Origin of the sequence: Candidiatus Paracoxiella cheracis (genome assembly GCF_049348705.1) — a bacterium.
Lineage (GTDB): Bacteria > Pseudomonadota > Gammaproteobacteria > Coxiellales > Coxiellaceae > Paracoxiella > Paracoxiella cheracis.
Genome location: NZ_CP186485.1, coordinates 1,893,277 through 1,913,245, shown reverse-complemented (window position 1 = coordinate 1,913,245; position 19,969 = coordinate 1,893,277). Strand labels below are relative to the sequence as shown.

Genomic DNA, 19,969 nt, shown 5'->3' with positions numbered 1-19,969 from the left:
AATTGCTAACTCAAGGTGTTGAATGACAACAAACTATGAAATCGGCCAAATTGCAGAAACAGCCGCAAGCAACTACTTACAAAAAAAAGGCCTGCAACTCATCGAAAAAAATTTTCGATGCCCTCAAGGTGAAATTGACTTAATCATGGAGGATAAGGACTATTTGGTGTTTGTTGAAGTACGTTTTCGCCAACGACAGCACTATGGCAACAGCATCGAAACGATTTCACCGAGTAAAAAATACCGCATAATCAAGGCGGCAATGCATTATCTACAACAACACAACTTAGTGGACAAAGTGAACTGCCGATTCGATGTGCTCGGCTTGAATCCAGAAGAAAAAATAACCTGGATCAGAAACGCTTTTGAGGTAGAATACTAAAACACTTTATCTGGTACAGGGCTATAATGGATCTCTTTCAACGCATAAAACACAACTTCAACGATAGTATCCAAACAAAAATAACGGCAGCGGATACACTGGTCGATCCTATTGCACAAGCGGGCGAACTTATGGTCCAGTGCCTACTCAATAATCATAAAATCCTGAGCTGTGGTAACGGAGGCTCAGCCGCCGATGCACAACATTTCTCAGCAGAAATGCTAAATCGATTTGAAGCCGAACGACCAGGCTTGCCTGCCATAGCATTGACAACAGATGCGTCTACTGTGACATCCATCGCAAATGACTACAGCTTCGACGAGATTTTTGCTAAACAAATTAAAGCCTTAGGTCAACCCGGCGATATTCTCTTGGCTATCTCAACGAGTGGTCACTCAAAAAATATTCTAAACGCGATCGAAGCTGCTCATCTGCGTGACGTGCGCACCATTGCTTTAACGGGTCGCGATGGTGGAGAGTTAGCAAATTTACTCAATGCACAAGATATAGAAATTCGCGTTCCCGCAGATTCAACCGCACGAATCCAAGAAACACACCTACTGATTATTCATTGCTTATGCGACATCATTGATCGCCAATTATTTGAGACCGAGGATTAACCGCCATGAAAAAATTAATCATCTTATTAATTATGACGATTCCATTGATCGGTTGCGTGGCAGCCGTGCCCATTGCTCTTGTTGCTGGTGCTACAGCAGGGGGTGCCGTCATTTATGATAAACGTAGCTTTAATACGATGTCAGAAGATCAAAATGCGCGGAGTTATGCGCAGCGTTGGCTCAACAGCGACCCTGTGTTAAAAGGCCATTCACATATTTCGGTTGCCGTATTCAACAATATCGCATTATTGGTAGGACAAGCACAAACACCTGAAATTCGCGCTCGCGCCTATCAAATAATTTCCCGCGTGAAAAATATTAAACGCATATACAATGAGATCACCATCGAAGGCCCCACATCTACATTGCAACGCACAAGCGACTCATGGATTACTACCAAAGTCAGAACAGCGATGCTAACGAAATCGGGATTACGCTCTACTAATCTCAAAGTGATAACCGAAAACGGTGTTGTTTATTTAATGGGGGCTGTTACTCGCAAGCAAGCCGCTCTAGCCACCGACGTAGCACGACGCGTCTCAGGAGTCACTAAGGTGGTAAGAGTGTTTGAATATGATCAATAACTAGAGCCCAAACAGTGAGCGAATGAATTGCGATAAGTGTACAACGGGCGTGTAAAGCACTCGCCCTAAAATGCCAAATACTAATAACGCTAATAAAATCCAAATTCCGTAGGGTTCAATTTTTTCATACTGGTGCGCGATTCGAGGTGGCAATAGGCTTTGTTGCCTAACTAAAACATGAACAATCTATGTAATTTTTGCTGTCTATATTATAATCAGCACCCCAGGGTTTTCAAGCAGAAGGCGGTTCATATGCCAAATAAATATCCAAACAAAAAAGGCTGGACGATTCCCAAGCAGAAATACAAGGTGAGCAATTGGCGTGAATATAATAATGCATTACGCAATCGTGCCAATATTGAAATCTGGATATCCGATGATATTATTCATTCGTGGTATGAAAAAGATCGTGTGTATGATGGCAAAGGCGCACCCCAAAAGTTCACGGATCTTGCGATCATTACCTGCCATGAAATTCGGCAAGTTTTTCGTTTAGCGTTGAGGCAATGTCAAGGGTTTATGAATTCAATTTTCAAGATGAAAGCCCTTAATATAAAATCACCGGATTACAGTTGCTTGTCAAAACGGTTAGCGCTTTTAACTATTCAGTCGCCTCGTTACAGGAAAACGGAATCGGCAGATAAAAGCGTTGTGGCTATCGCCCTTGACTCCACTGGGTTAAAACGGTTTGGCAGAGGTGAATGGCATCAGGAAACATATACATTATCAGCCAAACGGAGTTGGCGTAAATTGCATATAGCCGTTGATAATAAACATATTATTCATGGTAATGATTTAACGGATCGCTTTACGGCGGATTGCCAAAGCGTTGCAACGTTATCAAAGCAACTTACTTGCAAAGTGGGCCATGTCAGCGCCGATGGTGCCTACGATAAGAATCCTGTTTATGAAATATTATCAAATTACTTTAAAGGAGCCGCTATAATAATTCCGCCTGATAGTGATGCTGTTTATGATAAAAATAATCATACACAACGTAATGGTAATGTTAAGCAACTAAAAGCATTGGGCCGAATGGCTTGGCAACGAATAAGACAATACGGTTATCGGAATTATTCAGAGTTGGCGATTCAACGCTACAAAAGAATATTGGGTAGTACGTTACATGCTCGAGATTTTGTACGGCAAAAAATCGAATCAATGATCGGTTGTGGTGTGTTAAATAAAATGACACGGCTAGGAATGCCGGCGAGTTATCGTTGCGCCTAAATTTTGCGACACAGACAAAGCCGTGAGGTTAGGCAACAAAGCCCCTACCTAGTTCCAAATAGAGTCTTATTAAAATCGATGGATATGCGTCATCATGAAAGAAGTTATTAAAATTGCAGATTATTGCATTGGGTCTGACCACAAACCATTTATTGTGGCTGATTTGTCTGCGACAATGTTTGGAGGAACAGCCCCTCTAATTATGGCGTTTTTGTCAAAATATAATATATATTATACTACAAAGCATATATTTAATATTCATTTCGCTAATTTCTCTAATATGTATAGTTTTACTCAAATCAAGTAAACTCTTGACTGAGAAAATAGATAATAAAGGTGTATTTGTATGAGGAATAAACATAACTGTTCAACATAGGGTTGGATAAACTATAAATAATTATGCTCATATACATAGACTTCAAAGTTAGTGAAAAAACTTAGCACCAGGAAAAATAGAGGATGAGTAAATTTGATAATAGTAAAAAGTCTATAAAGAAATTAGCATTGCCGCGTCTCTATATGCTCACGGGTTATAATCCAGCTAATTCAGATTTGTTTTTAACAAAATTAGAAAAGCACTTCATGAAAGGGATTAAGCTAGCTCAATTAAGAGCGAAAGCTCTATCAACTGAAGAGTATCGCAAACTTGCAACTTCTGCTATTTACCTTGCAGAAAAATATGACGCATATTTATTATTGAATACAGAAATACAAATAGCATCAGATCTGAATGCTAAAGGGATTCATTTAACGAGTGCAATGTTAAAACAGCTCACCAAAAGACCATTTTCTAAAAGCAAACTAATATCAGCATCGTGTCATAATAAAAAAGAATTCCTGAAAGCTGTCGCAATAGATGTTGATTTTGTTACGTTGCGAGATTGCGAAGATCCATAACTGCACAGAACGAACAATTCTTTTTTATATCGAGAGCATGAAGAAAAAACTTTCATGTGACACGATCACTCAGCTTATTGAATGTGTCAAGGAGACGAAGCTGTTGGAAGAAATTCATTTCACATAATTGTCGTGATTAGCCGACGACTCCAAATAACGGGTGCGGCATAAACCAGTTCGACATCGTAAATAAAGGGTTTTGTTGCAGTCGTTTTTAAATTTAAACAAGCCAATGTGTAACGACCGGGAATATCACTCTTACGCACTTCGCGTAAAATCATTTGTCCATCTTTCGTTAATACAATGCAAGCTTTTCCGATTGCTTTAGAAAGTTCTGTAGCTTGATGTCGAACACCTGCTACCCATTCGCCCTTTATAAAGCGTGGTTCCATGCTGTCATCGGGAACCACAAATTCTATCGCATTTGGAAAATGTTGATGAAATAACGATAATTCTTCTTCGATACGCGTTTTATCTTGCTTGTACCACGCATCATTGGGTAGGGATTCTTCGACTTGGTATTGCTTTTCAGATACTTGAGGCCCTGAACCAATGCCGTACATTAACCAATCAACACTACAGTAAATTCCAGCTTCTTTGAGAAGTTGCACAATATTTCTTGCACCTTTTTCTGAGAGTCCATTGCCTTTAGCATCTTCCCAGTTTTGTAAAGTAGGTGCTGGAATACCATAACGCTCAGCAAAGGCGCGTCTTGAAAGCTGAGTTAATTGTCGCAAACTTTTCACGCGTTTTGCTCTGGCTTCCTTGTGACTAGGGTCTAATGTTTGAATAGATTTTTCAGTCCTATCGGGCATGTTGCATCCTGTAGTTTATGTCTCACACCAGGTAGTGCCTCATTTTTGTTGATGTGATATATTTTGCTATTTCAGAAAATCATTAGGATAAGGATTGCATGAATGGCAAGAATCAATGTTGCTTGCCCCTGCTGCTGTTTACATGAGGTTGTAAAATTTGGCGTCAGCAGTACAGGAAAGCAAAGGTTTCAATGTAAAAATAATGCTTGTGAGAAAAATACATTTCTTCTAGATTACACACATAATGCTCGTGCCCCTGGTGTTAAAGATAAAATAGTTGATATGGCAATGAATGGTAGTGGCGTCAGAGATACTGCACGCGTTTTACGTATTAGCATTAACACTGTTATTGGTGAATTAAAAAAAAGGGTGAAGGTTTGGAGAGCGTCAATACACGACTTTTAAAGGAAAAAGAATCACTTGGTGCGTCTGTTACTGTTAATGTTGTACAAGTTGAAGAAGCGGAGCTGGATGAAATGTGGAGTTTTGTTCGAAATAAACAGAATCAACGTTGGCTTTGGCATGCGATTGATCACCATACACATGAGGTGTTAGCTTATCATTTTGGTCCAAGAAAAGATTCAGCATTTAAAGCACTGAAAGAAAAACTGAGCTCATTTGATATCAACTTTTACTATACAGATGATTGGGGTGCTTATGAAAGACACCTGCCTCAATCAAAACATTTGGTGGGAAAGCAAAATACCCAAGCGATTGAACGAAAGCATCTCACGTTGCGCACACGAATAAAGCGATTAGCGAGAAAGACGATTTGCTTTTCTAAACTGGATAAATTGCACGACATTGTCATCGGATTATTTATCAATAGGCACGAGTTTGGGAGGGTTATTTAGATGCCATCAACAAAAATGAGGCACCAGCCTCACACCATATATGGGAGAAGTATTATTACTCATTTAATTAAATTATGATTAAATATTAATCATAAAGGTCTGGGGTAATGGTGCTAACCGATCCTCCTCCTATTCCCATGAATTCTAAGCTAAATAGTATCACAACTTAGGATCATATTATAAGAAAGCCACTTCTGTATAGGCCATACACCGGGAGCAATACAAACAATGGGTGAGAAGAAAATCAATAAGACTGTATTTTCTGTGGCGTCTTTAGATCATCTCCAGGATGTCAGCATTCATTTGATGGCTCTTTTTTTAGGGCATTGGCGTCGGATTTTCGGGTACTGGCATCCTCATTCTACGGAGCGGGATGATGTTGAACCTTTTGAAGATGAGATAACAGAAATATCTGAGGACTCATATTTTTGGCGAACGATCATTACAGAAATATTGGAATTAGAAGGTGTGACGATCGAAGCATTAGTTGAAGTAACACAGATTGAAGAAGGTTTTTGGCGATCATGTTTATCAAAACATTATGACATTGTGATGCCATTAAAAGCAGGGGAGCAATTATTACTTTTACATGAACGATTGCGACCCGATTTACAAACTCCTGAGGCATTATCATGATTATTCCAAAAACCACAAAAGAAATTGTTAACGCAATTTTGTTACAGCGGGCCTTCACAGTTTCATCGCTAGCTCGAAAAGTCGGCGTCAATCGGTCAACGATCTACAGCATCTTACAAGGGGCAATACCATCAGCAACTGCGGGTATTCGATTATTACGCTTATATGTTAGATTGAATGAGAAGAAGTTTATAAATGACTAATCATTGGTTAAAAGAAATAGAATCTCAGCAACAAAATCCTGATGTTTCTGAGAATAAAAAAAATCATAAACGGTACTATTTCCAAGTTGACTCAAACAGCATGTATTTGACTCAACGCCAGATGGATATTTCTTTACTTTTGTTAAAAAATTTAACGTATAGAAGAATCGGTGAGCAGTTAGGCATTGGTGCTCGCACCGTCGAATGTCATGTGAATCTTTTGCGAATGAAGCTAAATTGCTCGAATAAAAAGGTGCTGATTAATAAACTTAAACAGCTTCTTCGGCCAGAGAATAATTAAATACTCAATGAAAGGCGCGGATTTATTTTCTAACCCTAGAAAAGATGTGAAACCCAGCGAGTTGCCAGTTTTTATAAGGCGAATTGGCAACTAAGCCGACAATGCTGTAAACACATTTTTGGTCGTTACAGCCGGGGAAGTAGTGGACCACTGCCACATAAACTTGGCTTTCGTTATGGGGTGCCATTATTTTTAAATAATCAGAATATTGGCCTTGATTCATCAAGCTGAGCTTTGCAGCATTCGGGCCAAACGATGCAATAATGCGGCGAGCGGCTATCCATTCTTGTGAGTTTATAATAAAAGACTCGCTGTATTTTGTAGCCGTGTTAGCCATAATATATTGATTCGTAAATTCACCATTCCCAATGGTATTTAACACCTCTTGCGCTTTCGCCCAGGCAAGGTCTCTTTGTTGGTAAGCTAAATAAGCACTGTTTGAGCCCGGGTATTTATTGCGATTGTTTTTGATGTCTTCATCCAGTGTCGGTGTCATCATCGCACTGTTCGAAGGAAAAGCCACAATCGTTGTGCCTAAGTCAGCCTGCGCAAGAGCAAATGCGCTTGGAAGGCTAACCGAGGCGAGTGCTATCAATGTTGATATGAGTGTCGCAAATTTTTTCATAGTGTTTTATTCGCGTGCACTACTTTTCTTCGGATTCCAGGAAGCTATGCAATTTTTCTGCACGGCTAGGATGGCGAAGTTTTCGTAGTGCTTTTGCTTCAATTTGTCGAATACGTTCACGTGTGACATCAAACTGTTTGCCCACTTCTTCCAGTGTGTGGTCGGTGTTCATATCGATACCAAAACGCATACGTAAAACTTTTGCTTCGCGTGGTGTCAGACTCGATAAAATTTCTTGAGTAGCTTCGCCTAGTCCAGAAGACGTTGCAAAATCAACCGGTGAGTCAACATTCACATCTTCGATGAAATCACCCAAATTAGAATCTTCGTCCTCGCCGATCGGTGTTTCCATCGAAATGGGTTCTTTGGCAATTTTTAATACCTTGCGAACTTTTTCTTCCGGCATGTCCATGTGTTTACTCAAGACTTCCGGTGTTGGTTCTTGGCCAGTTTCTTGCAAGATTTGTCGCGTAATGCGATTGAGCTTGTTAATCGTTTCGATCATGTGCACAGGGATTCGAATGGTACGAGCCTGATCGGCAATCGATCGTGTGATTGCTTGTCGGATCCACCACGTTGCATACGTGGAGAACTTGTAACCACGACGATATTCGAATTTATCAACTGCTTTCATGAGGCCGATATTGCCTTCCTGGATGAGATCCAGAAATTGCAGGCCACGATTCGTGTATTTTTTCGCGATGGAAATGACCAACCGTAAGTTAGCTTCGATCATTTCTTTTTTAGCGCGACGCGACTTTGCTTCGCCAATCGCCACACGGCGATTGATTTCTTTGATGTCGTGAATGGTTAGATTACTTTCCTCTTCAATTTGTGCCAGTTTCTTTTGGGCTCGGAAAATTTCTTTGCTGTATAAATCTAATCGCTTAGCTTGCTCTTTATTATCTTTTTTATAGGTTTCCAACCATTTTAAGTTGGTTTCGTTGTGAGGGAACGAAGCAATGAATTTTTTGCGCGTCGTGCGTCCTTTGGCGACACAATAATGCATGATCGTGCGTTCATGCGTGCGCGTTAGATTTAATAATTTACGCAAACGATTTGTCAGCCGATTGAATTGTTTGATCGCTAGTTTAAACGTTGAGAAATGGTCCGAGAGTGCTTTCTGGTGTTTAAGCGTTGTGGGATGTTTTTTACCATAACGTTTGATGGATTTAACGTAGCGATTAAGCAGCTTCTGTAATTCTTTGATGTGTTTTTCGGTAATAACAGGCTCGGGTCCGCCTTCACCAAACTCATCGGATTCTTCAGTCGCTTCTGCTTCAACATCATGTTTAGCGGTTTCTTCTTCGACGGCTGGCGTCGGTGTGGTGGACTCTTCTTCATCAAAGAAGTCAATAATGAGATCACTTAAGCGACCTTCTGATTCTATGATGCTTTCATACTCAGTAATAAATTTTGCAATCAGCTCTGGATATTGAACAATCGCACCCATGACCTGACGAATACCTTCTTCAATTCGTTTTGCGATGACAATTTCGCCTTCTCGCGTTAATAGCTCCACGCTACCCATTTCACGCATGTACATGCGGACAGGATCTGTTGTGCGGGTTTCAATCGCTAATACTTCTGCGACATCGTCATTAATTTCTTCGTCTTGTGACTCTTCTTCAAGTAATAGAGAATCTTCATCGGGTGGCACTTCAAAGACTTTGATGCCCATTTCGTTCAGACGACTGATGATCCCTTCCATTTGAGCAGGGTCCACATAGTCGTTTGGCAAAAGGTTAATGAGATCTTCATGAGTGAGAAAGCCTTTGCGTTTGGCTTCGTCGAGCAATGCGCTGAATCCCATACGTGGGGCTTCGCCTTTGCTTACTTCTTTAGGTCGAGCTTGTGGTTTTGTCATTTGGGTTTTTGGCACTTCTTTTTCGATGGATTGTTTTTCGGGCTCAGCGGGTTTTTGCGCAGCAGGTTTCGATTTTGCTTTTACAGCTACAGCTTTTGGTTTTGCTGTTTTTTCCCGAGAGGGTACAGGTTTTTTAACGGCCTTTGCTTTAGCAGCCGAGCTTGTTTTCTTTATCGGCGCCTTGGCCTTTTTAGCCTTTGATTTAATGGTTTTTTTAACCGATCTCTTGGCCACAGTCGATTTTTTAGTGGATTTGGTGCTCTTAGCACGTTTAGGTGCTGATTTCTTTTTGGTTGCCATGTGATGCCATACCTCTTTTCGGGCTTTTGGGTCTAGCCCAAAAACCCTCTATTCTACCGTTAACGCCTTGTGCAATCTAGCCTAATTGAGATGTTTACAGTCTTATATAGGGTCTCTAGCGGCATTCGTCAAGAGCTGGTGCAATTTTTTCTTCTCTTCTGGGGTCAGGCCGCTGCTCTCGGCCTTTTGGATGAGCTGCTGGGCCAGACGGTCTTGATGCTGTTCGCGCAAGCGATCCAACGCGCCCCTCAGTTCTAAGGCAAGACCTTCGTCGGCAATCGGCAGTTTACGGGCTGCTAACTGAGCGATCCATTGCTGATCATCTGCGTTCTGGCAGATAGAGAGTAGGTGGCCTGTAGAGAGTTTAGGTTGTTTCTGTAGGATGTTGATGAGCTTTAGCAGAAGGGGGATGCCGGGGGCTTGAATATCATTCAGGTCAGTAGGGTCGTCAATACTGTGCGCGAGATTGGGTTGTTGTAGCAACAACGCGATGGCCAAATAGGCGGGAGGTAAGACTTGGTCGCCTCGGAGTGTATGTTGCGTTGGTGTTGTTGTTTTGGCGTTTGATAGTAAATCGGTGAGCTCATTCGCTTCAATATGCAACAATTTTCCCAGTTCCTCAAACAGGAGTTGACGGAATAGTCCTTCTGGCATCATGTTGAGGTAAGTCGATGCTTCTTTTGCAAAATGTGCTTTGCTGTCGAGTGAGTGGATCGGGATTTCATTTTTTAAGTGGTTGAAAAATACATCGCTGAGTGACTCGGCGTGATCTAATAAGTGTTCAAATTTTTCATGACCTATTTTTTGAATCAGTGAATCAGGGTCTTCACCTTGCGATAAAAATAAAAAACGAATGTGAATGCCATCGCGCATCATCGGCAAGCTCATCGTCAGTGCTTTCCAGGCGGCATTGCGTCCTGCGTTGTCGCCATCAAAACAAAAAATCACTTCGCTTGTGTAACGCAATAGTTTTTGGAGGTGTCGGGGGTTGGTGGCCGTGCCTAAGGTTGCAACGGCATAGGTAATGCCGTGTTGATGGAGCGACACAATATCCATATAACCTTCTACAATGACGATGCGTTTTAGGTCTTTGTTTTGTTGGCGTGCCTCGTATAAACCATAGAGTTCGCTGCTTTTATGAAAAATCGGTGTTTCTGGCGAGTTCATATATTTTGGTAAGTCATCGCCGATTGTTCGTCCGCCGAATGCAATAACGCGTCCGCGTACATCGCGGATTGGAAACATGATGCGATTGCGAAAACGATCGTAAGCGCGTTGGTTTTTTTTAATGAGCAAACCATTTGTTAGTAGATCTGCTTTTGTTTTTGCCTGACGACCTAAGTTTGGTAATAAGTTTTCCCATTGCGCGGGAGCAAATCCGATGGCGAATCGCTTTGCTGTATGGCCATCAAGCCCGCGTGATTTTAAATAATGGATCGCAAGCTGTGCGTTACGCAGTTGCTGTTGATAGTATTGTGAAACTTTTTCGAGCAGAGGGTAGAAGTCTTGTGTGCCATCAGCTTTGGATTTTTGTGTATCGGTTTGGGGCACTTCCATACCCAAATGACTCGCGAGATGTTTCAGCGCGTCCAAAAATTCCATGCGGTCAAACGCCATAAGAAAACCGATGGCATTGCCATGCGCCCCGCAGCCGAAGCAGTAGTAGAATTGTTTGTCTTGGCTGACGGTGAAGGAGGGTGTTTTTTCTTCATGAAAAGGACATCGCGCCTGATAGTTAGCACCGCGTTTGGTGAGTTGGACGCGCGCCTGAATGAGCTCGACAATGTCAGTGCGTTCGAGTACATCTTGGATAAAGTTTTGTGGTATGCGTCCCGTCATGATGGTATCTAAGCAGTAACGTTGGATATTTGTCAAATTAATGAGTTTTGAGTGGAGGTTGTTTGCTTGTCGTAATTGAAGCAGTTAAGCGTCTAAGTGTTGTTTGATTTTAGCGCTGACAGCACCCATATCGGCTCGGCCTTGGAGCTTATCTTTGAGAACGCCCATGACTTTACCCATGTCTTTCATGCTGGAAGCGCCTGTGCTTTGGATAGCCTCATCGATAGCGGCATTAATATCCGCATCGCTCATTTGTGCTGGCATGTAGACTTGAAGAATGTCGATTTCTTTACTTTCTTTCTCGGCAAGCTCAGGACGATTGCCGGTTTCATACTGTTTGATGGAATCACGGCGCTGCTTGATCATTTTTTCGATGACCTTGAGTACGCCATTATTATCTAATGTTATTTGATCGTCGATTTCACGTTGTTTGATCGCTGCCATTAACAAACGAATGGTGCCGAGACGCTCTTTTTCTTTAGCGCGCATCGCGGCAACCATATCGTTTTGGATTTTTTTCTTAAGATCTTCCGCTGTCATCTTGATCCTTTAATAGCGGCTGCGTTCTCGATCCAATGCTTCTTGCTCTTTTTGCAGCTTTTTCGCATAGCGTTTGACAGCAGCAGCACGTCTGCGTTTACGCTTGCTTGTGGGCTTCTCATAATACTCGATTTGTCTGAGTTTTGTGGGAATCCCGGCTTTTTCACATGCTCTTTTGAAGCGACGTAACGAGACGTCGAAAGCGTGATCATCTGGTATCTCTATGGTTGGCATAGAATACGCTCACCTACCTTAAATTAACTTGTTGATTTTAACTGCATTAGGCCGCCTATCGACCTAAGCAAAGATGGCCATCTTAATGGGTTTGAGCTCAAAATGCAAAGGGTTAATGCACCTTGTGCTACTGTTTTGATAAGTGTGCTAAAGGCTTGATGCTGAGGCCCTGTACGATAACGGCGAATGCGACAACCCCGTAAGTCATTGCCAAAATAAAATTGCGGTAGTCGCTTGGTGGCAGTGATAATGCCAGAGCAACGGCCAATCCTCCGCGTAATCCGCCCCATGTTAAAATAGCGATGGTGTAGGGGTTGTGTTGTCGCCGTAGCTGAATCAATTTCATGGGAATAGCGACTGTTAGTAGTCGCACAAATAACACTAATGGAATTGCGCCGAGAATCGCGATGATTTGAAGTCCGCTAGCTTGTATGTTTAATAACTCGAATCCGATTAATAAAAATAAAACAGCATTTAATATCTCATCGATAACTTCCCAAAAAATATCTAATGATTCACTCATTTTAGTTTGTTTTTTATGTATATTCTTGTTGCCAACTAATATGCCGGTCACAACCATGGCTAGGGGGCCAGAAATGCCAAGCCATAGTGCAAAGGCGTAGCCACCGGTCACAGCGCCTAGCGTCAATAAAATTGCGATGCGGTGATCGTTAATCGATTTGATGAGCCAATTCGTCACATAACCCAACAATAATCCGTAAGCAATGCCACCCACGGCTTGCTTTAAAAATAATAGACTGACTTGCTCAAACGTAATGGGAGTGCCATTAAAAGTCAGGGCATAAAGTGTTGCAAAGATCACAATACCAACACCGTCGTTGAAGAGCGATTCACCGGCTACACAGACTTTCAATGCCTTGGGGACGCCGATTTTTTTAAATGTGGCTAACACGGCGATGGGGTCCGTGGGAGAAATAAGTGCGCCGAACAATAGGCAATATAGCAGTGGTAAATGGATGCTGAGCAAAGGCAATAAATAATAAACCAATATGCCCACAATTAACGCTGAAACGATCGTGCTCAACGAGGAAAGAATACCAATTTCCCATTTTTGATCTTTGAGACTGCTAAAATCAATGGTCAGCGCGCCAGCGAATAATAAAAAACTCAGCATGCCTTTCAATAATAAGTCTGGAAAGTTGATATTGGCGACGATCGCTTCCGTTTTTATGGCAATGTTGGCAATTCCAAAGTGCTGCAAGATGAGTAGTATTGCAGAGAGTCCTAGTGCGGCTGTCATGATTGCGATGGTGCTTTGCATTTGGATAAAACGATGATTTAAATAGCCAATAATAACAGCGAGTGTGAGAATAATTGATGAGAGTGTGTATGTATCCATGATTCGTAGTCTACCCTTATTCTGGCATGAGGTAAAAAACGCGAGTATAATTCTGTTGTGCGTAATATTTAAGCAAAGGAGATTGTCATGGCTAATAATAATCGTACAAAATTACGTGTTTGGGCTTTCGGATTTGCTTTCGGCATCGTTTGGGCGATTGGCTTGCTTATTATGGGTTGGTTGGCTGCGTTGTCAGGATGGGGTATTTCGATGGTCAATGTTATCGGTTCTGTTTATTTAGGATATTCACCGACATTTTGGGGTGCTGTGCTTGGTGCTATTTGGGGATTTGTGGATCTCTTTATTGCTGGCGTTATTCTTGCAGCAATTTATAATGCTTGCGCTTGTTGCAAAGCGACGAGTGAGAGCAGTGGAGGTTCTGTCTAAATGCCATTTAGAACACTCCGAGAGTTCATACAACTCGAATCGAGCGCCGGTGTTATTTTATTTATTGCCGCTATTCTCGCATTAATTATTGATAACACCGGATGGCATCAATATTACGAAGCGTTTTTTGACCTCCATTTTACTGTTCAAATCGCTGATTATAAATTATCAAAACCCTTACAACTCTGGATCAACGATGGTTTGATGACTATCTTTTTTCTATTGGTGGGTTTAGAAATTAAGCGGGAGATGTTTGAAGGTGAGTTGAGTAGCATGTCGAAAGCAGTGCTGCCGGCAATAGCTGCTGTTGGTGGGATGTTAGTGCCAGGATTAATTTACTTTCTTCTAAATCGTGGCGATGCAGTCGCGTTGCGTGGCTGGGCTATTCCGACGGCAACGGATATTGCTTTTTCGCTGGGTATTTTGGCTTTATTAAGATCAAGGTTGCCGGTGTCGTTAAAAATATTTTTAACGGCACTCGCGATTTTTGATGATATCGGGGCCATTATTATTATCGCGATATTTTATACTGTTCATATTTCCGTGGTGATGTTATCGATAGCGACGGGTTGTGTGGTGCTGCTTGTCGTGTTGAACCGATTTCAAGTGATGGCGATTACACCCTATGTATTAGTAGGAATTGCGTTGTGGTTGTGCGTCTTAAATTCGGGTGTGCATGCCACATTGGCAGGAATTGTTTTAGCGTTTGCCATTCCTATCCGAGATAAACGCTACACCGATGTTTCACCCTTGCGTAGTTTGGAGCACAAGTTACATCCTTGGTTGGCTTTTGGCGTATTGCCAATTTTTGCGTTTGCCAATGCGGGTGTTTCTTTTGCGGGTATTTCGCTGTACGAACTTTTTAGCCCAATCACACTTGGTATCGGTGCGGGACTGTTTTTGGGTAAACAGATCGGGATTTTTGGGGCTTCTTGGCTAGGAGTTAAATTGGGGTTTGCCAAAAAGCCGCACGGCTCAACTTGGTTTGGAGTGTATGGAGTAGGGCTCATTGCTGGTGTTGGTTTTACCATGAGTTTATTTATTGGCACATTAGCGTTTCATGGTCACGACGGAAGCTATGATGCGATGGTGCGTGTCGGTGTTATCGGCGGTTCTTTTTTGTCGGGGTTGTTAGGATATTTAATTTTACGGTTTACACAACCGCGACATGAGCATCATTCGTTAGTGCCTTAGGGATTTTTAATCCCTGTATTGTCGACTCTATTTTTATTTTCTATTATTGTAAATACACAACTGATGCTTCACATTTAGAGTTAGAGTGCGCATAATTATTTGGAATTTATAATATGACCTACGGTATTGTATTTGACACATTGTCTTATGTTAAAATGTTAGAAAAAGGTGGTGTCACGCATGCTGAAGTGCATTCGGCATCACTGTCTAAGGTGTTGAGGCAGAGTATGTATACTAAAGTTGAAACTGATTCTATGTTTGAACGGGCTATGAGTCGTATGGAGGAAACTTTTAACCACTTCGATAAAAGGCTCGAAGAATTCAGGCGTGAATGCGCAGAGGATCGTGCGTTATATGATAAAAAATTTGCGGAAGATCGTGCGCTATACGATAAAAAATTTGCAGAGTCTCGTGCTTATTCCGATAAAAGATTTGCAGAAATTGAGCTGCGATTAGAAAGAACGATTAACCGTTGTACCATCACTACCGTCAGTGTTCTTGGTACGCTAATCGTTGTTATGAGTGCCATTTCAACGTTTGCTCATTATATTTTTCATTAATAAACTGAGCCAAGGATTTTTTGTAACTGCACACCTGACTGTATTTCGGAGCGCCATTTGTGCGGAAATTTACTGCTTTGAGCTGATCGAATAGCATTGGAAGTACTTAGCAGCCAAGGAGGGCGATTCCTGAAAAACAGTAACACCAATCGCGTAAGCCAAGCAATTGAAATTCAAAATATGGCGAGGCTCATTTTTCACAGTAAAGTGCCCACGAATGGCGCCTCACATCCAGGGGCACGTAGTTAGCGCGACTTTGCAAAATAATCCGCTGACTGCATCTCAATGAGGCGCGATTGCGCGCGGGCAAAAGCGAATCGCATTTGACCTTCTGGATAGAGTCCTTCCACGTGCGTTTCGGCAGAAATCACTAATTTGATGCGGGCATCGTATAGCACATCGATGAGATTGATAAACGACGTAATCAAGTTATTCTCGTTTTGGCTAATGACAGGGATGTTGCTGATTAAAACGGTTTGGTAATGCTTGGCCAAATAAAGAAAATCCTTTTGTGAGCGTGGAATGCCACAAATGTCGGTAAAATCAAACCAGATAGTGCTGCCTGCTTGTTTGCGAATTTTCACAGGCCTACCATAGATATCGATGGTACCCTCGGCACCCGGTTTGTGATTTGAAAAGTGCTGGAAACTTTTTTCCATATTTTGTTCAGCTTCACTACTTAAGGGAGTGAAATAAACCCCAGCTTGGGTAACGTGTTCCAGACGATAGTCGTGATGCGAGATCATGTGAAACACGGTGGTGTTATTTTTTATGAGTTCGATCGCGGGCAGAAAGTTTTCACGTTGTATGCCGTTTTTATAAAGGTCATCGGGTTGTACGTTTGAGCTTGCAATCAAACAAATACCATTTTCAAATAATGATTTCAAAAGTCCACTGAGGAGCATCGCATCGGCGATATTGGAGACAAAAAATTCATCGAAACAAAGCACGCTCGTTTCTTTAGCCAGTTTTTTTGCAAAAATATCGAGAGGATTTTTCTGCCCCTGTAATCGCGTTAATTCATCATGCGTACGCTGCATAAACTGATGAAAATGCAGTCGTAATTTGTTAATGGGTAAACAGTGAAAAAAGATCTCCATCATAAAGGTTTTTCCAACGCCCACGCTGCCCCATAAATACAGGCCTTTAATGGGTTTTGGGGTTTTTAGGGAGTGAACTAGCTGACCTAAAAAATTTTTGCGCTGACTCTCTTGCTTTAAGAGCTGCGTATAAATGTGTTGCAACTCTTGCATGGCCTCTAACTGTTGCGGGTCTTTTTCAATGAGCCCGGAGTCAAGTTGTTGTTGATAATATTGTAGTGGCGTCATGTATTTATGTTTTTAATTTGAGTGCAACTTTTGCGAGTCGTTTACCCAGCGCTTGGCATAACTTCTCTTCTTCTTTGCTAAGCGGGAATTTACTTTCTGGACCCGCGAGATGGCTGGGCCCGTAAGGAGTTCCACCGGTGGTTGTAGTAAATAATTCGGTTTCGGAGTAAGGAAGGCCGACAATAATGGCGCCATGATGAATTAAAGGGAGTATCATACTGATTAAAGTCGATTCTTGTCCGCCATGTAAGCTTGCCGTTGACGTGAAAAATCCCGCGGGTTTGCCGATTAATGCACCGGATTGCCAGGTAGCTCCAGTCCCATCTAAAAAATATTTTAGAGGTGCGGCCATGTTACCAAAACGTGTGGGACTACCTAAAGCTAAACCGGCACAATTTTTAAATTCCTCATCCGTTGCATAAGGAGGACCATCGGCAGGAATACTATTTTCAGTGGCCTCGGTGTTAGATGAAACAGCGGGCACTGCACGAACTCGTGCTTCCATCCCAGACACTTGCTCCACACCGCGTGCCACGTGTTGAGCCATTTTTGCAGTGGCGCCATAACGGCTGTAGTAAAGGACTAAAATATAGGGCATTAGAGTATCTCCAGCACTTTTTCAGGGGGGCGCCCAATGACAGCTTTATTGCCGTGAATAACGATAGGGCGTTCAATTAATATCGGATGCTTCACCATCATACCAATGAGTTGTTCCTCGCTCAAACTGTCACTGCCAATGTTATTTTCTCGATAAATGGCTTCTTTAGTCCGCATCAATTCTCTTGGTTTTAGGTGCAGTAATTTTAAAATGTGTTTCAGGGTATCGGCAGCGGGTGGTGTTTTGAGATAGTCTATGATTTCGGGTTCAATGTGTTGGTCACGCAACAACTGCAAAGCCTGCCGAGACTTGGAGCAGCGTGGGTTGTGGTAAATAGTAACATTTGGCATGATTAAAATTACTCCATAAAATAGAGACAATTATAACAGGAGTTTTGTAACGTGTGGACTGTCGTTAGAAAGATAACTTGTATTGTCGTGTATCTGTATCGGCGATTTGTAGACGATGGGTTGACTACACGTGCAGCGTCGTTGGCTTATACCACGTTGTTATCATTGGTGCCGTTGATGATCATCGGGTTTAGTGTGCTGTCGTTGTTTCCTCGCTTTCGAGGTCTTGGTGAGGAGATTCAGAAATTTATTATTGCAAATTTTGTCGCACAGTCGGCCGATGTCATTACGAAATATCTCGATGCATTTTTGTTAAATGTCACCCGCTTATCCATTATGAATCTTATTTTTTTGGCGATCGTGGCTGTGTTGATGATGTATAATATCAATCGCGCTTTTAATGCGGTTTGGCGCGCAGAGCACCGTTTTCGTTTTACCCTTTCATTTTTGGTTTATTTCATCGTGTTATTGGTTTCACCCATTGTGTTGGGAGGGTTGGTAGTGCTCGGTACATTTCTGGCGCACGTGCCATTTATTGGGGACGTTGTGAAGGCGCCTTACGTGCGAAAGCCACTTTTCTTTATCCTTCCCTATGTGTTAACCTTCATCACGTTTACAATATTTAACTGGGTACTTCCCTCTTGTAAAGTACGCTTACTGCATGCAGCAATAGGTGGGTTGCTTTCCATGCTATTGTTTCAGTTAGCAAAATATGGATTTACGGTATACTTAACCCACTTCCCAACTTACCGTCTGTTATATGGAGCATTGGCGACCATACCAATATTTTTGATATGGTTGTATGTTTCATGGACTATTATTTTGTTAGGGACTCTAGTAACGAATGTATTGGCATACGGCGTACCAAAAGAAGAGATGAGGTGATGGTTAGCAAGGTAGGGTTGGTATAAGATGTTGAAAAAAAATAATTTATGGGTTTTTCCCCTGTTTGCGGGATTGATCTTTTTTTGCTCACAATCCTTTGCGCTTAAGTTTCAACTCCCACCTAAAGGCGATGATTTGTTTGGTGAGGTGCAGTTTGGGCAAGTATTTGAGGGCGATGATTTTGCAAAGATTGCAAGGCGATACGACGTTGGTTTTTTTGAGTTGGTGGAGGCAAATCCCGAGGTTAATCCAGACCAACCCGTACCAGGCACTGTCGTCATCGTTCCGCGTGAATATCTGTTGCCGCATGTGCCTCGTAAGGGAATCATAATTAATTTAGCAACGATGCGGTTGTATTATTTTCCCAAAAATAAAAATTATTTTTATACATATCCCATTGGTATTGGTAGACGTAATTGGATGAGTCCTTTGGGTGCCTTGCATATTATCCAAAAAATAAAAAATCCGGTTTGGGTCGTCCCCGACAGCATCATGAAATATCGTCGAGAACACGGTGACCCGGTGCCAAAAGTCGCGCAGTCTGGCCCCATGAATCCGTTAGGTTATTATGCACTGCGCTTATCGAAACCAACTTATTTAATTCACGGGACGAACGAACCGAGCAGTGTCGGGCGACGCAGTAGTGCTGGTTGCATTCACTTATATCCGGAAGATGTTAAACAATTGTTTGGCATGGTCTCGAAGGGCGAGCCAGTACTTGTTATTAATCAACCCTATGTTGCTGGTACTATGAATCACAAATTATATATCGAAGCGCATTTACCCTTAGTGGAGGAACGTGAGGCTTTGTCGAATACTTCGGTTGTGGTTGTGGCGTTGATAAATAGTCTTTTAGAGAGTGATCAGGGTTCACAAATTGATTGGCAAAAGGCCGATGAAATTGTGAGAGAGCATATGGGCATTCCAACACAAGTTGGTGAAGTCCAGCCGCCCTTACAGCAGGCTCAAAATCGTAAAAAGCCGGAAGCTTGAGTTATTTGTCGTTGGGGTCTTGAGTCATTAAACCGACACTCGCAGCGCCCGCGTGTTGCAGTAACACCATGGCTTGCACCACTTTACCGTAATCCACGTCACGATCGCCTTTAACATAAACGTCGCGTTGTTGATGCCGTTGTTTTGCAAGTTGCAACGTGGCCGCTACTTCGTTAATTAAGTTTTGTGGTGCAATGGGTTGCTCGGGGTGCTCTGAGGTATTTAAAAAATAATTGCCTTGGCGATCGACACTGACAACGATCGGCATGTTATCTGGAGCCAGTGATTTAGCGGCTGCCTGTGGCAATTGTACATTGACTCCCTGCATGAGTAGCGGCGCTGTAATCATAAAAATGACGAGCAACACCAGCATCACGTCGATGTAGG

The 19,969-nt window shown here is 42.2% G+C and carries 26 protein-coding genes and 1 pseudogene; 16 read left to right on the top strand and 11 right to left on the bottom strand.

Translation table 11 applies throughout. The features are described from left to right. The first annotated feature begins 22 nt into the window (after positions 1 to 22). From ACJMKR_RS10085 to ACJMKR_RS10055, 7 genes are all read left to right on the top strand, one after another. Positions 23 to 382: a YraN family protein gene (locus ACJMKR_RS10085; RefSeq protein WP_423062943.1), complete on the top strand. Its 360-nt coding sequence runs from the start codon at positions 23 to 25 to the stop codon at positions 380 to 382. Positions 383 to 408: 26 nt separating this feature from the next. Next, entirely contained in the window at positions 409 to 1,002 is a 594-nt protein-coding gene (locus tag ACJMKR_RS10080) for a phosphoheptose isomerase (protein ID WP_423062942.1), read from the top strand. Positions 1,003 to 1,007: 5 nt separating this feature from the next. Then, positions 1,008 to 1,586 (top strand): BON domain-containing protein, encoded by a 579-nt coding sequence (locus ACJMKR_RS10075; RefSeq protein ID WP_423062941.1) that lies wholly within the window; start codon positions 1,008 to 1,010, stop codon positions 1,584 to 1,586. A gap of 252 nt (positions 1,587 to 1,838) precedes the next feature. Next, positions 1,839 to 2,816 (top strand): IS5 family transposase, encoded by a 978-nt coding sequence (locus ACJMKR_RS10070; RefSeq protein WP_423062587.1) that lies wholly within the window; start codon positions 1,839 to 1,841, stop codon positions 2,814 to 2,816. Between the two features lie 94 nt (positions 2,817 to 2,910). Further along, a complete protein-coding gene (locus ACJMKR_RS10065) occupies positions 2,911 to 3,123 on the top strand; it encodes a hypothetical protein (RefSeq protein ID WP_423062940.1) in 213 nt (70 codons plus the stop codon). 152 nt (positions 3,124 to 3,275) lie between these two features. Beyond that, on the top strand, positions 3,276 to 3,713 hold the full coding sequence (locus tag ACJMKR_RS10060; protein ID WP_423062939.1) for a thiamine phosphate synthase: 438 nt from the start codon (positions 3,276 to 3,278) through the stop codon (positions 3,711 to 3,713). After that, positions 3,673 to 3,840 (top strand): helix-turn-helix transcriptional regulator, encoded by a 168-nt coding sequence (locus tag ACJMKR_RS10055; protein ID WP_423062938.1) that lies wholly within the window; start codon positions 3,673 to 3,675, stop codon positions 3,838 to 3,840. Before ACJMKR_RS10060 ends, ACJMKR_RS10055 begins: the two co-directional genes overlap by 41 nt. Here ACJMKR_RS10055 and ACJMKR_RS10050 read toward each other — a convergent pair. Beyond that, the gene (locus ACJMKR_RS10050) at positions 3,833 to 4,528 is read right to left on the bottom strand and encodes an XRE family transcriptional regulator (protein ID WP_423062937.1); all 696 of its coding nucleotides are present in this window, start codon (positions 4,526 to 4,528) and stop codon (positions 3,833 to 3,835) included. The genes ACJMKR_RS10055 and ACJMKR_RS10050 overlap by 8 nt on opposite strands. Before the next feature lie 102 nt (positions 4,529 to 4,630). Here ACJMKR_RS10050 and ACJMKR_RS10045 point away from each other — a divergent pair. From ACJMKR_RS10045 to ACJMKR_RS10035, 3 genes and pseudogenes are all read left to right on the top strand, one after another. Then, positions 4,631 to 5,382: pseudogene (locus tag ACJMKR_RS10045) on the top strand (IS1 family transposase). A gap of 228 nt (positions 5,383 to 5,610) precedes the next feature. Continuing rightward, positions 5,611 to 6,018, top strand: coding sequence for a hypothetical protein (locus ACJMKR_RS10040; protein WP_423062936.1), 408 nt, complete (start codon positions 5,611 to 5,613; stop codon positions 6,016 to 6,018). A gap of 195 nt (positions 6,019 to 6,213) precedes the next feature. After that, complete coding sequence (locus ACJMKR_RS10035; RefSeq protein ID WP_423062935.1) at positions 6,214 to 6,522, top strand: helix-turn-helix transcriptional regulator; 309 nt, start codon at positions 6,214 to 6,216, stop codon at positions 6,520 to 6,522. Positions 6,523 to 6,544: 22 nt separating this feature from the next. Here the strand turns inward: ACJMKR_RS10035 and ACJMKR_RS10030 are convergent, their stop codons facing one another. Together ACJMKR_RS10030 and rpoD are read right to left on the bottom strand one after the other, a co-directional pair. Then, complete coding sequence (locus ACJMKR_RS10030; protein ID WP_423062934.1) at positions 6,545 to 7,147, bottom strand: hypothetical protein; 603 nt, start codon at positions 7,145 to 7,147, stop codon at positions 6,545 to 6,547. Between the two features lie 19 nt (positions 7,148 to 7,166). Beyond that, entirely contained in the window at positions 7,167 to 9,014 is a 1,848-nt protein-coding gene (rpoD, locus tag ACJMKR_RS10025; RefSeq protein ID WP_423062933.1) for an RNA polymerase sigma factor RpoD, read from the bottom strand. Between rpoD and ACJMKR_RS10020 the strand changes: the two genes are divergently transcribed. Further along, positions 8,977 to 9,318 (top strand): hypothetical protein, encoded by a 342-nt coding sequence (locus tag ACJMKR_RS10020; RefSeq protein WP_423062932.1) that lies wholly within the window; start codon positions 8,977 to 8,979, stop codon positions 9,316 to 9,318. The two genes, rpoD and ACJMKR_RS10020, sit on opposite strands and share 38 nt — an antisense overlap. Positions 9,319 to 9,416: 98 nt before the next feature. Here the strand turns inward: ACJMKR_RS10020 and dnaG are convergent, their stop codons facing one another. From dnaG to ACJMKR_RS10000, 4 genes are all read right to left on the bottom strand, one after another. Continuing rightward, positions 9,417 to 11,153 (bottom strand): DNA primase, encoded by a 1,737-nt coding sequence (dnaG, locus tag ACJMKR_RS10015; protein WP_423062931.1) that lies wholly within the window; start codon positions 11,151 to 11,153, stop codon positions 9,417 to 9,419. An 84-nt stretch (positions 11,154 to 11,237) separates the two neighbouring features. Continuing rightward, a complete protein-coding gene (locus tag ACJMKR_RS10010) occupies positions 11,238 to 11,693 on the bottom strand; it encodes a GatB/YqeY domain-containing protein (RefSeq protein WP_423062930.1) in 456 nt (151 codons plus the stop codon). A 9-nt stretch (positions 11,694 to 11,702) separates the two neighbouring features. Next, positions 11,703 to 11,927 carry a 30S ribosomal protein S21 gene (rpsU, locus tag ACJMKR_RS10005; RefSeq protein ID WP_423062929.1) on the bottom strand — a complete coding sequence of 75 codons (225 nt, stop codon included), beginning with the start codon at positions 11,925 to 11,927 and terminating at the stop codon, positions 11,703 to 11,705. A gap of 127 nt (positions 11,928 to 12,054) precedes the next feature. Next, positions 12,055 to 13,287 carry a cation:proton antiporter gene (locus ACJMKR_RS10000; RefSeq protein ID WP_423062928.1) on the bottom strand — a complete coding sequence of 411 codons (1,233 nt, stop codon included), beginning with the start codon at positions 13,285 to 13,287 and terminating at the stop codon, positions 12,055 to 12,057. Positions 13,288 to 13,374: 87 nt separating this feature from the next. Between ACJMKR_RS10000 and ACJMKR_RS09995 the strand changes: the two genes are divergently transcribed. The 3 genes from ACJMKR_RS09995 (at position 13,375) to ACJMKR_RS09985 (ending at position 15,428) form a co-directional block, all read left to right on the top strand. Continuing rightward, positions 13,375 to 13,674 (top strand): bacteriophage holin, encoded by a 300-nt coding sequence (locus ACJMKR_RS09995; protein ID WP_423062927.1) that lies wholly within the window; start codon positions 13,375 to 13,377, stop codon positions 13,672 to 13,674. Beyond that, the gene (nhaA, locus tag ACJMKR_RS09990) at positions 13,675 to 14,868 is read left to right on the top strand and encodes a Na+/H+ antiporter NhaA (RefSeq protein ID WP_423062926.1); all 1,194 of its coding nucleotides are present in this window, start codon (positions 13,675 to 13,677) and stop codon (positions 14,866 to 14,868) included. 113 nt (positions 14,869 to 14,981) lie between these two features. Further along, positions 14,982 to 15,428, top strand: coding sequence for a hypothetical protein (locus tag ACJMKR_RS09985; protein WP_423062925.1), 447 nt, complete (start codon positions 14,982 to 14,984; stop codon positions 15,426 to 15,428). A 245-nt stretch (positions 15,429 to 15,673) separates the two neighbouring features. Here the strand turns inward: ACJMKR_RS09985 and zapE are convergent, their stop codons facing one another. From zapE to arsC, 3 genes are read right to left on the bottom strand one after another with little or no spacing between them, the layout of a single operon-like run. Next, positions 15,674 to 16,756, bottom strand: coding sequence for a cell division protein ZapE (gene zapE, locus ACJMKR_RS09980; RefSeq protein WP_423062924.1), 1,083 nt, complete (start codon positions 16,754 to 16,756; stop codon positions 15,674 to 15,676). Between the two features lie 4 nt (positions 16,757 to 16,760). Then, the gene (wrbA, locus tag ACJMKR_RS09975) at positions 16,761 to 17,354 is read right to left on the bottom strand and encodes an NAD(P)H:quinone oxidoreductase (protein ID WP_423062923.1); all 594 of its coding nucleotides are present in this window, start codon (positions 17,352 to 17,354) and stop codon (positions 16,761 to 16,763) included. Then, a complete protein-coding gene (gene arsC / locus ACJMKR_RS09970) occupies positions 17,354 to 17,704 on the bottom strand; it encodes an arsenate reductase (glutaredoxin) (RefSeq protein ID WP_423062922.1) in 351 nt (116 codons plus the stop codon). The genes wrbA and arsC overlap by 1 nt, the downstream gene beginning before the upstream one ends. A gap of 51 nt (positions 17,705 to 17,755) precedes the next feature. On the opposite strand from arsC, the gene ACJMKR_RS09965 reads away from it, so the two are divergent. Further along, positions 17,756 to 18,589, top strand: a complete 834-nt coding sequence (locus ACJMKR_RS09965) for a YihY family inner membrane protein (protein ID WP_423062921.1) — start codon at positions 17,756 to 17,758, stop codon at positions 18,587 to 18,589. A 27-nt stretch (positions 18,590 to 18,616) separates the two neighbouring features. Beyond that, the gene (locus ACJMKR_RS09960; protein ID WP_423062920.1) at positions 18,617 to 19,582 is read left to right on the top strand and encodes a L,D-transpeptidase family protein; all 966 of its coding nucleotides are present in this window, start codon (positions 18,617 to 18,619) and stop codon (positions 19,580 to 19,582) included. Between the two features lies 1 nt (position 19,583). Here ACJMKR_RS09960 and ACJMKR_RS09955 read toward each other — a convergent pair whose 3' ends face one another. Next, positions 19,584 to 19,955 (bottom strand): ExbD/TolR family protein, encoded by a 372-nt coding sequence (locus ACJMKR_RS09955; RefSeq protein WP_423064237.1) that lies wholly within the window; start codon positions 19,953 to 19,955, stop codon positions 19,584 to 19,586. Positions 19,956 to 19,969 lie beyond the last annotated feature (14 nt).

Coding starts and splice junctions, on each gene's coding strand:
- ACJMKR_RS10085 (WP_423062943.1), top strand. CDS start 23: ATGACAACAAACTATGAAATCGGCCAAATTGCAGAAACAGCCGCAAGC.
- ACJMKR_RS10080 (WP_423062942.1), top strand. CDS start 409: ATGGATCTCTTTCAACGCATAAAACACAACTTCAACGATAGTATCCAA.
- ACJMKR_RS10075 (WP_423062941.1), top strand. CDS start 1,008: ATGAAAAAATTAATCATCTTATTAATTATGACGATTCCATTGATCGGT.
- ACJMKR_RS10070 (WP_423062587.1), top strand. CDS start 1,839: ATGCCAAATAAATATCCAAACAAAAAAGGCTGGACGATTCCCAAGCAG.
- ACJMKR_RS10065 (WP_423062940.1), top strand. CDS start 2,911: ATGAAAGAAGTTATTAAAATTGCAGATTATTGCATTGGGTCTGACCAC.
- ACJMKR_RS10060 (WP_423062939.1), top strand. CDS start 3,276: ATGAGTAAATTTGATAATAGTAAAAAGTCTATAAAGAAATTAGCATTG.
- ACJMKR_RS10055 (WP_423062938.1), top strand. CDS start 3,673: ATGTTGATTTTGTTACGTTGCGAGATTGCGAAGATCCATAACTGCACA.
- ACJMKR_RS10050 (WP_423062937.1), bottom strand. CDS start 4,528: ATGCCCGATAGGACTGAAAAATCTATTCAAACATTAGACCCTAGTCAC.
- ACJMKR_RS10040 (WP_423062936.1), top strand. CDS start 5,611: ATGGGTGAGAAGAAAATCAATAAGACTGTATTTTCTGTGGCGTCTTTA.
- ACJMKR_RS10035 (WP_423062935.1), top strand. CDS start 6,214: ATGACTAATCATTGGTTAAAAGAAATAGAATCTCAGCAACAAAATCCT.
- ACJMKR_RS10030 (WP_423062934.1), bottom strand. CDS start 7,147: ATGAAAAAATTTGCGACACTCATATCAACATTGATAGCACTCGCCTCG.
- rpoD (WP_423062933.1), bottom strand. CDS start 9,014: ATGACAAAACCACAAGCTCGACCTAAAGAAGTAAGCAAAGGCGAAGCC.
- dnaG (WP_423062931.1), bottom strand. CDS start 11,153: ATGACGGGACGCATACCACAAAACTTTATCCAAGATGTACTCGAACGC.
- ACJMKR_RS10010 (WP_423062930.1), bottom strand. CDS start 11,693: ATGACAGCGGAAGATCTTAAGAAAAAAATCCAAAACGATATGGTTGCC.
- rpsU (WP_423062929.1), bottom strand. CDS start 11,927: ATGCCAACCATAGAGATACCAGATGATCACGCTTTCGACGTCTCGTTA.
- ACJMKR_RS10000 (WP_423062928.1), bottom strand. CDS start 13,287: ATGGATACATACACACTCTCATCAATTATTCTCACACTCGCTGTTATT.
- ACJMKR_RS09995 (WP_423062927.1), top strand. CDS start 13,375: ATGGCTAATAATAATCGTACAAAATTACGTGTTTGGGCTTTCGGATTT.
- nhaA (WP_423062926.1), top strand. CDS start 13,675: ATGCCATTTAGAACACTCCGAGAGTTCATACAACTCGAATCGAGCGCC.
- ACJMKR_RS09985 (WP_423062925.1), top strand. CDS start 14,982: ATGACCTACGGTATTGTATTTGACACATTGTCTTATGTTAAAATGTTA.
- zapE (WP_423062924.1), bottom strand. CDS start 16,756: ATGACGCCACTACAATATTATCAACAACAACTTGACTCCGGGCTCATT.
- wrbA (WP_423062923.1), bottom strand. CDS start 17,354: ATGCCCTATATTTTAGTCCTTTACTACAGCCGTTATGGCGCCACTGCA.
- arsC (WP_423062922.1), bottom strand. CDS start 17,704: ATGCCAAATGTTACTATTTACCACAACCCACGCTGCTCCAAGTCTCGG.
- ACJMKR_RS09960 (WP_423062920.1), top strand. CDS start 18,617: ATGTTGAAAAAAAATAATTTATGGGTTTTTCCCCTGTTTGCGGGATTG.
- ACJMKR_RS09955 (WP_423064237.1), bottom strand. CDS start 19,955: ATGCTGGTGTTGCTCGTCATTTTTATGATTACAGCGCCGCTACTCATG.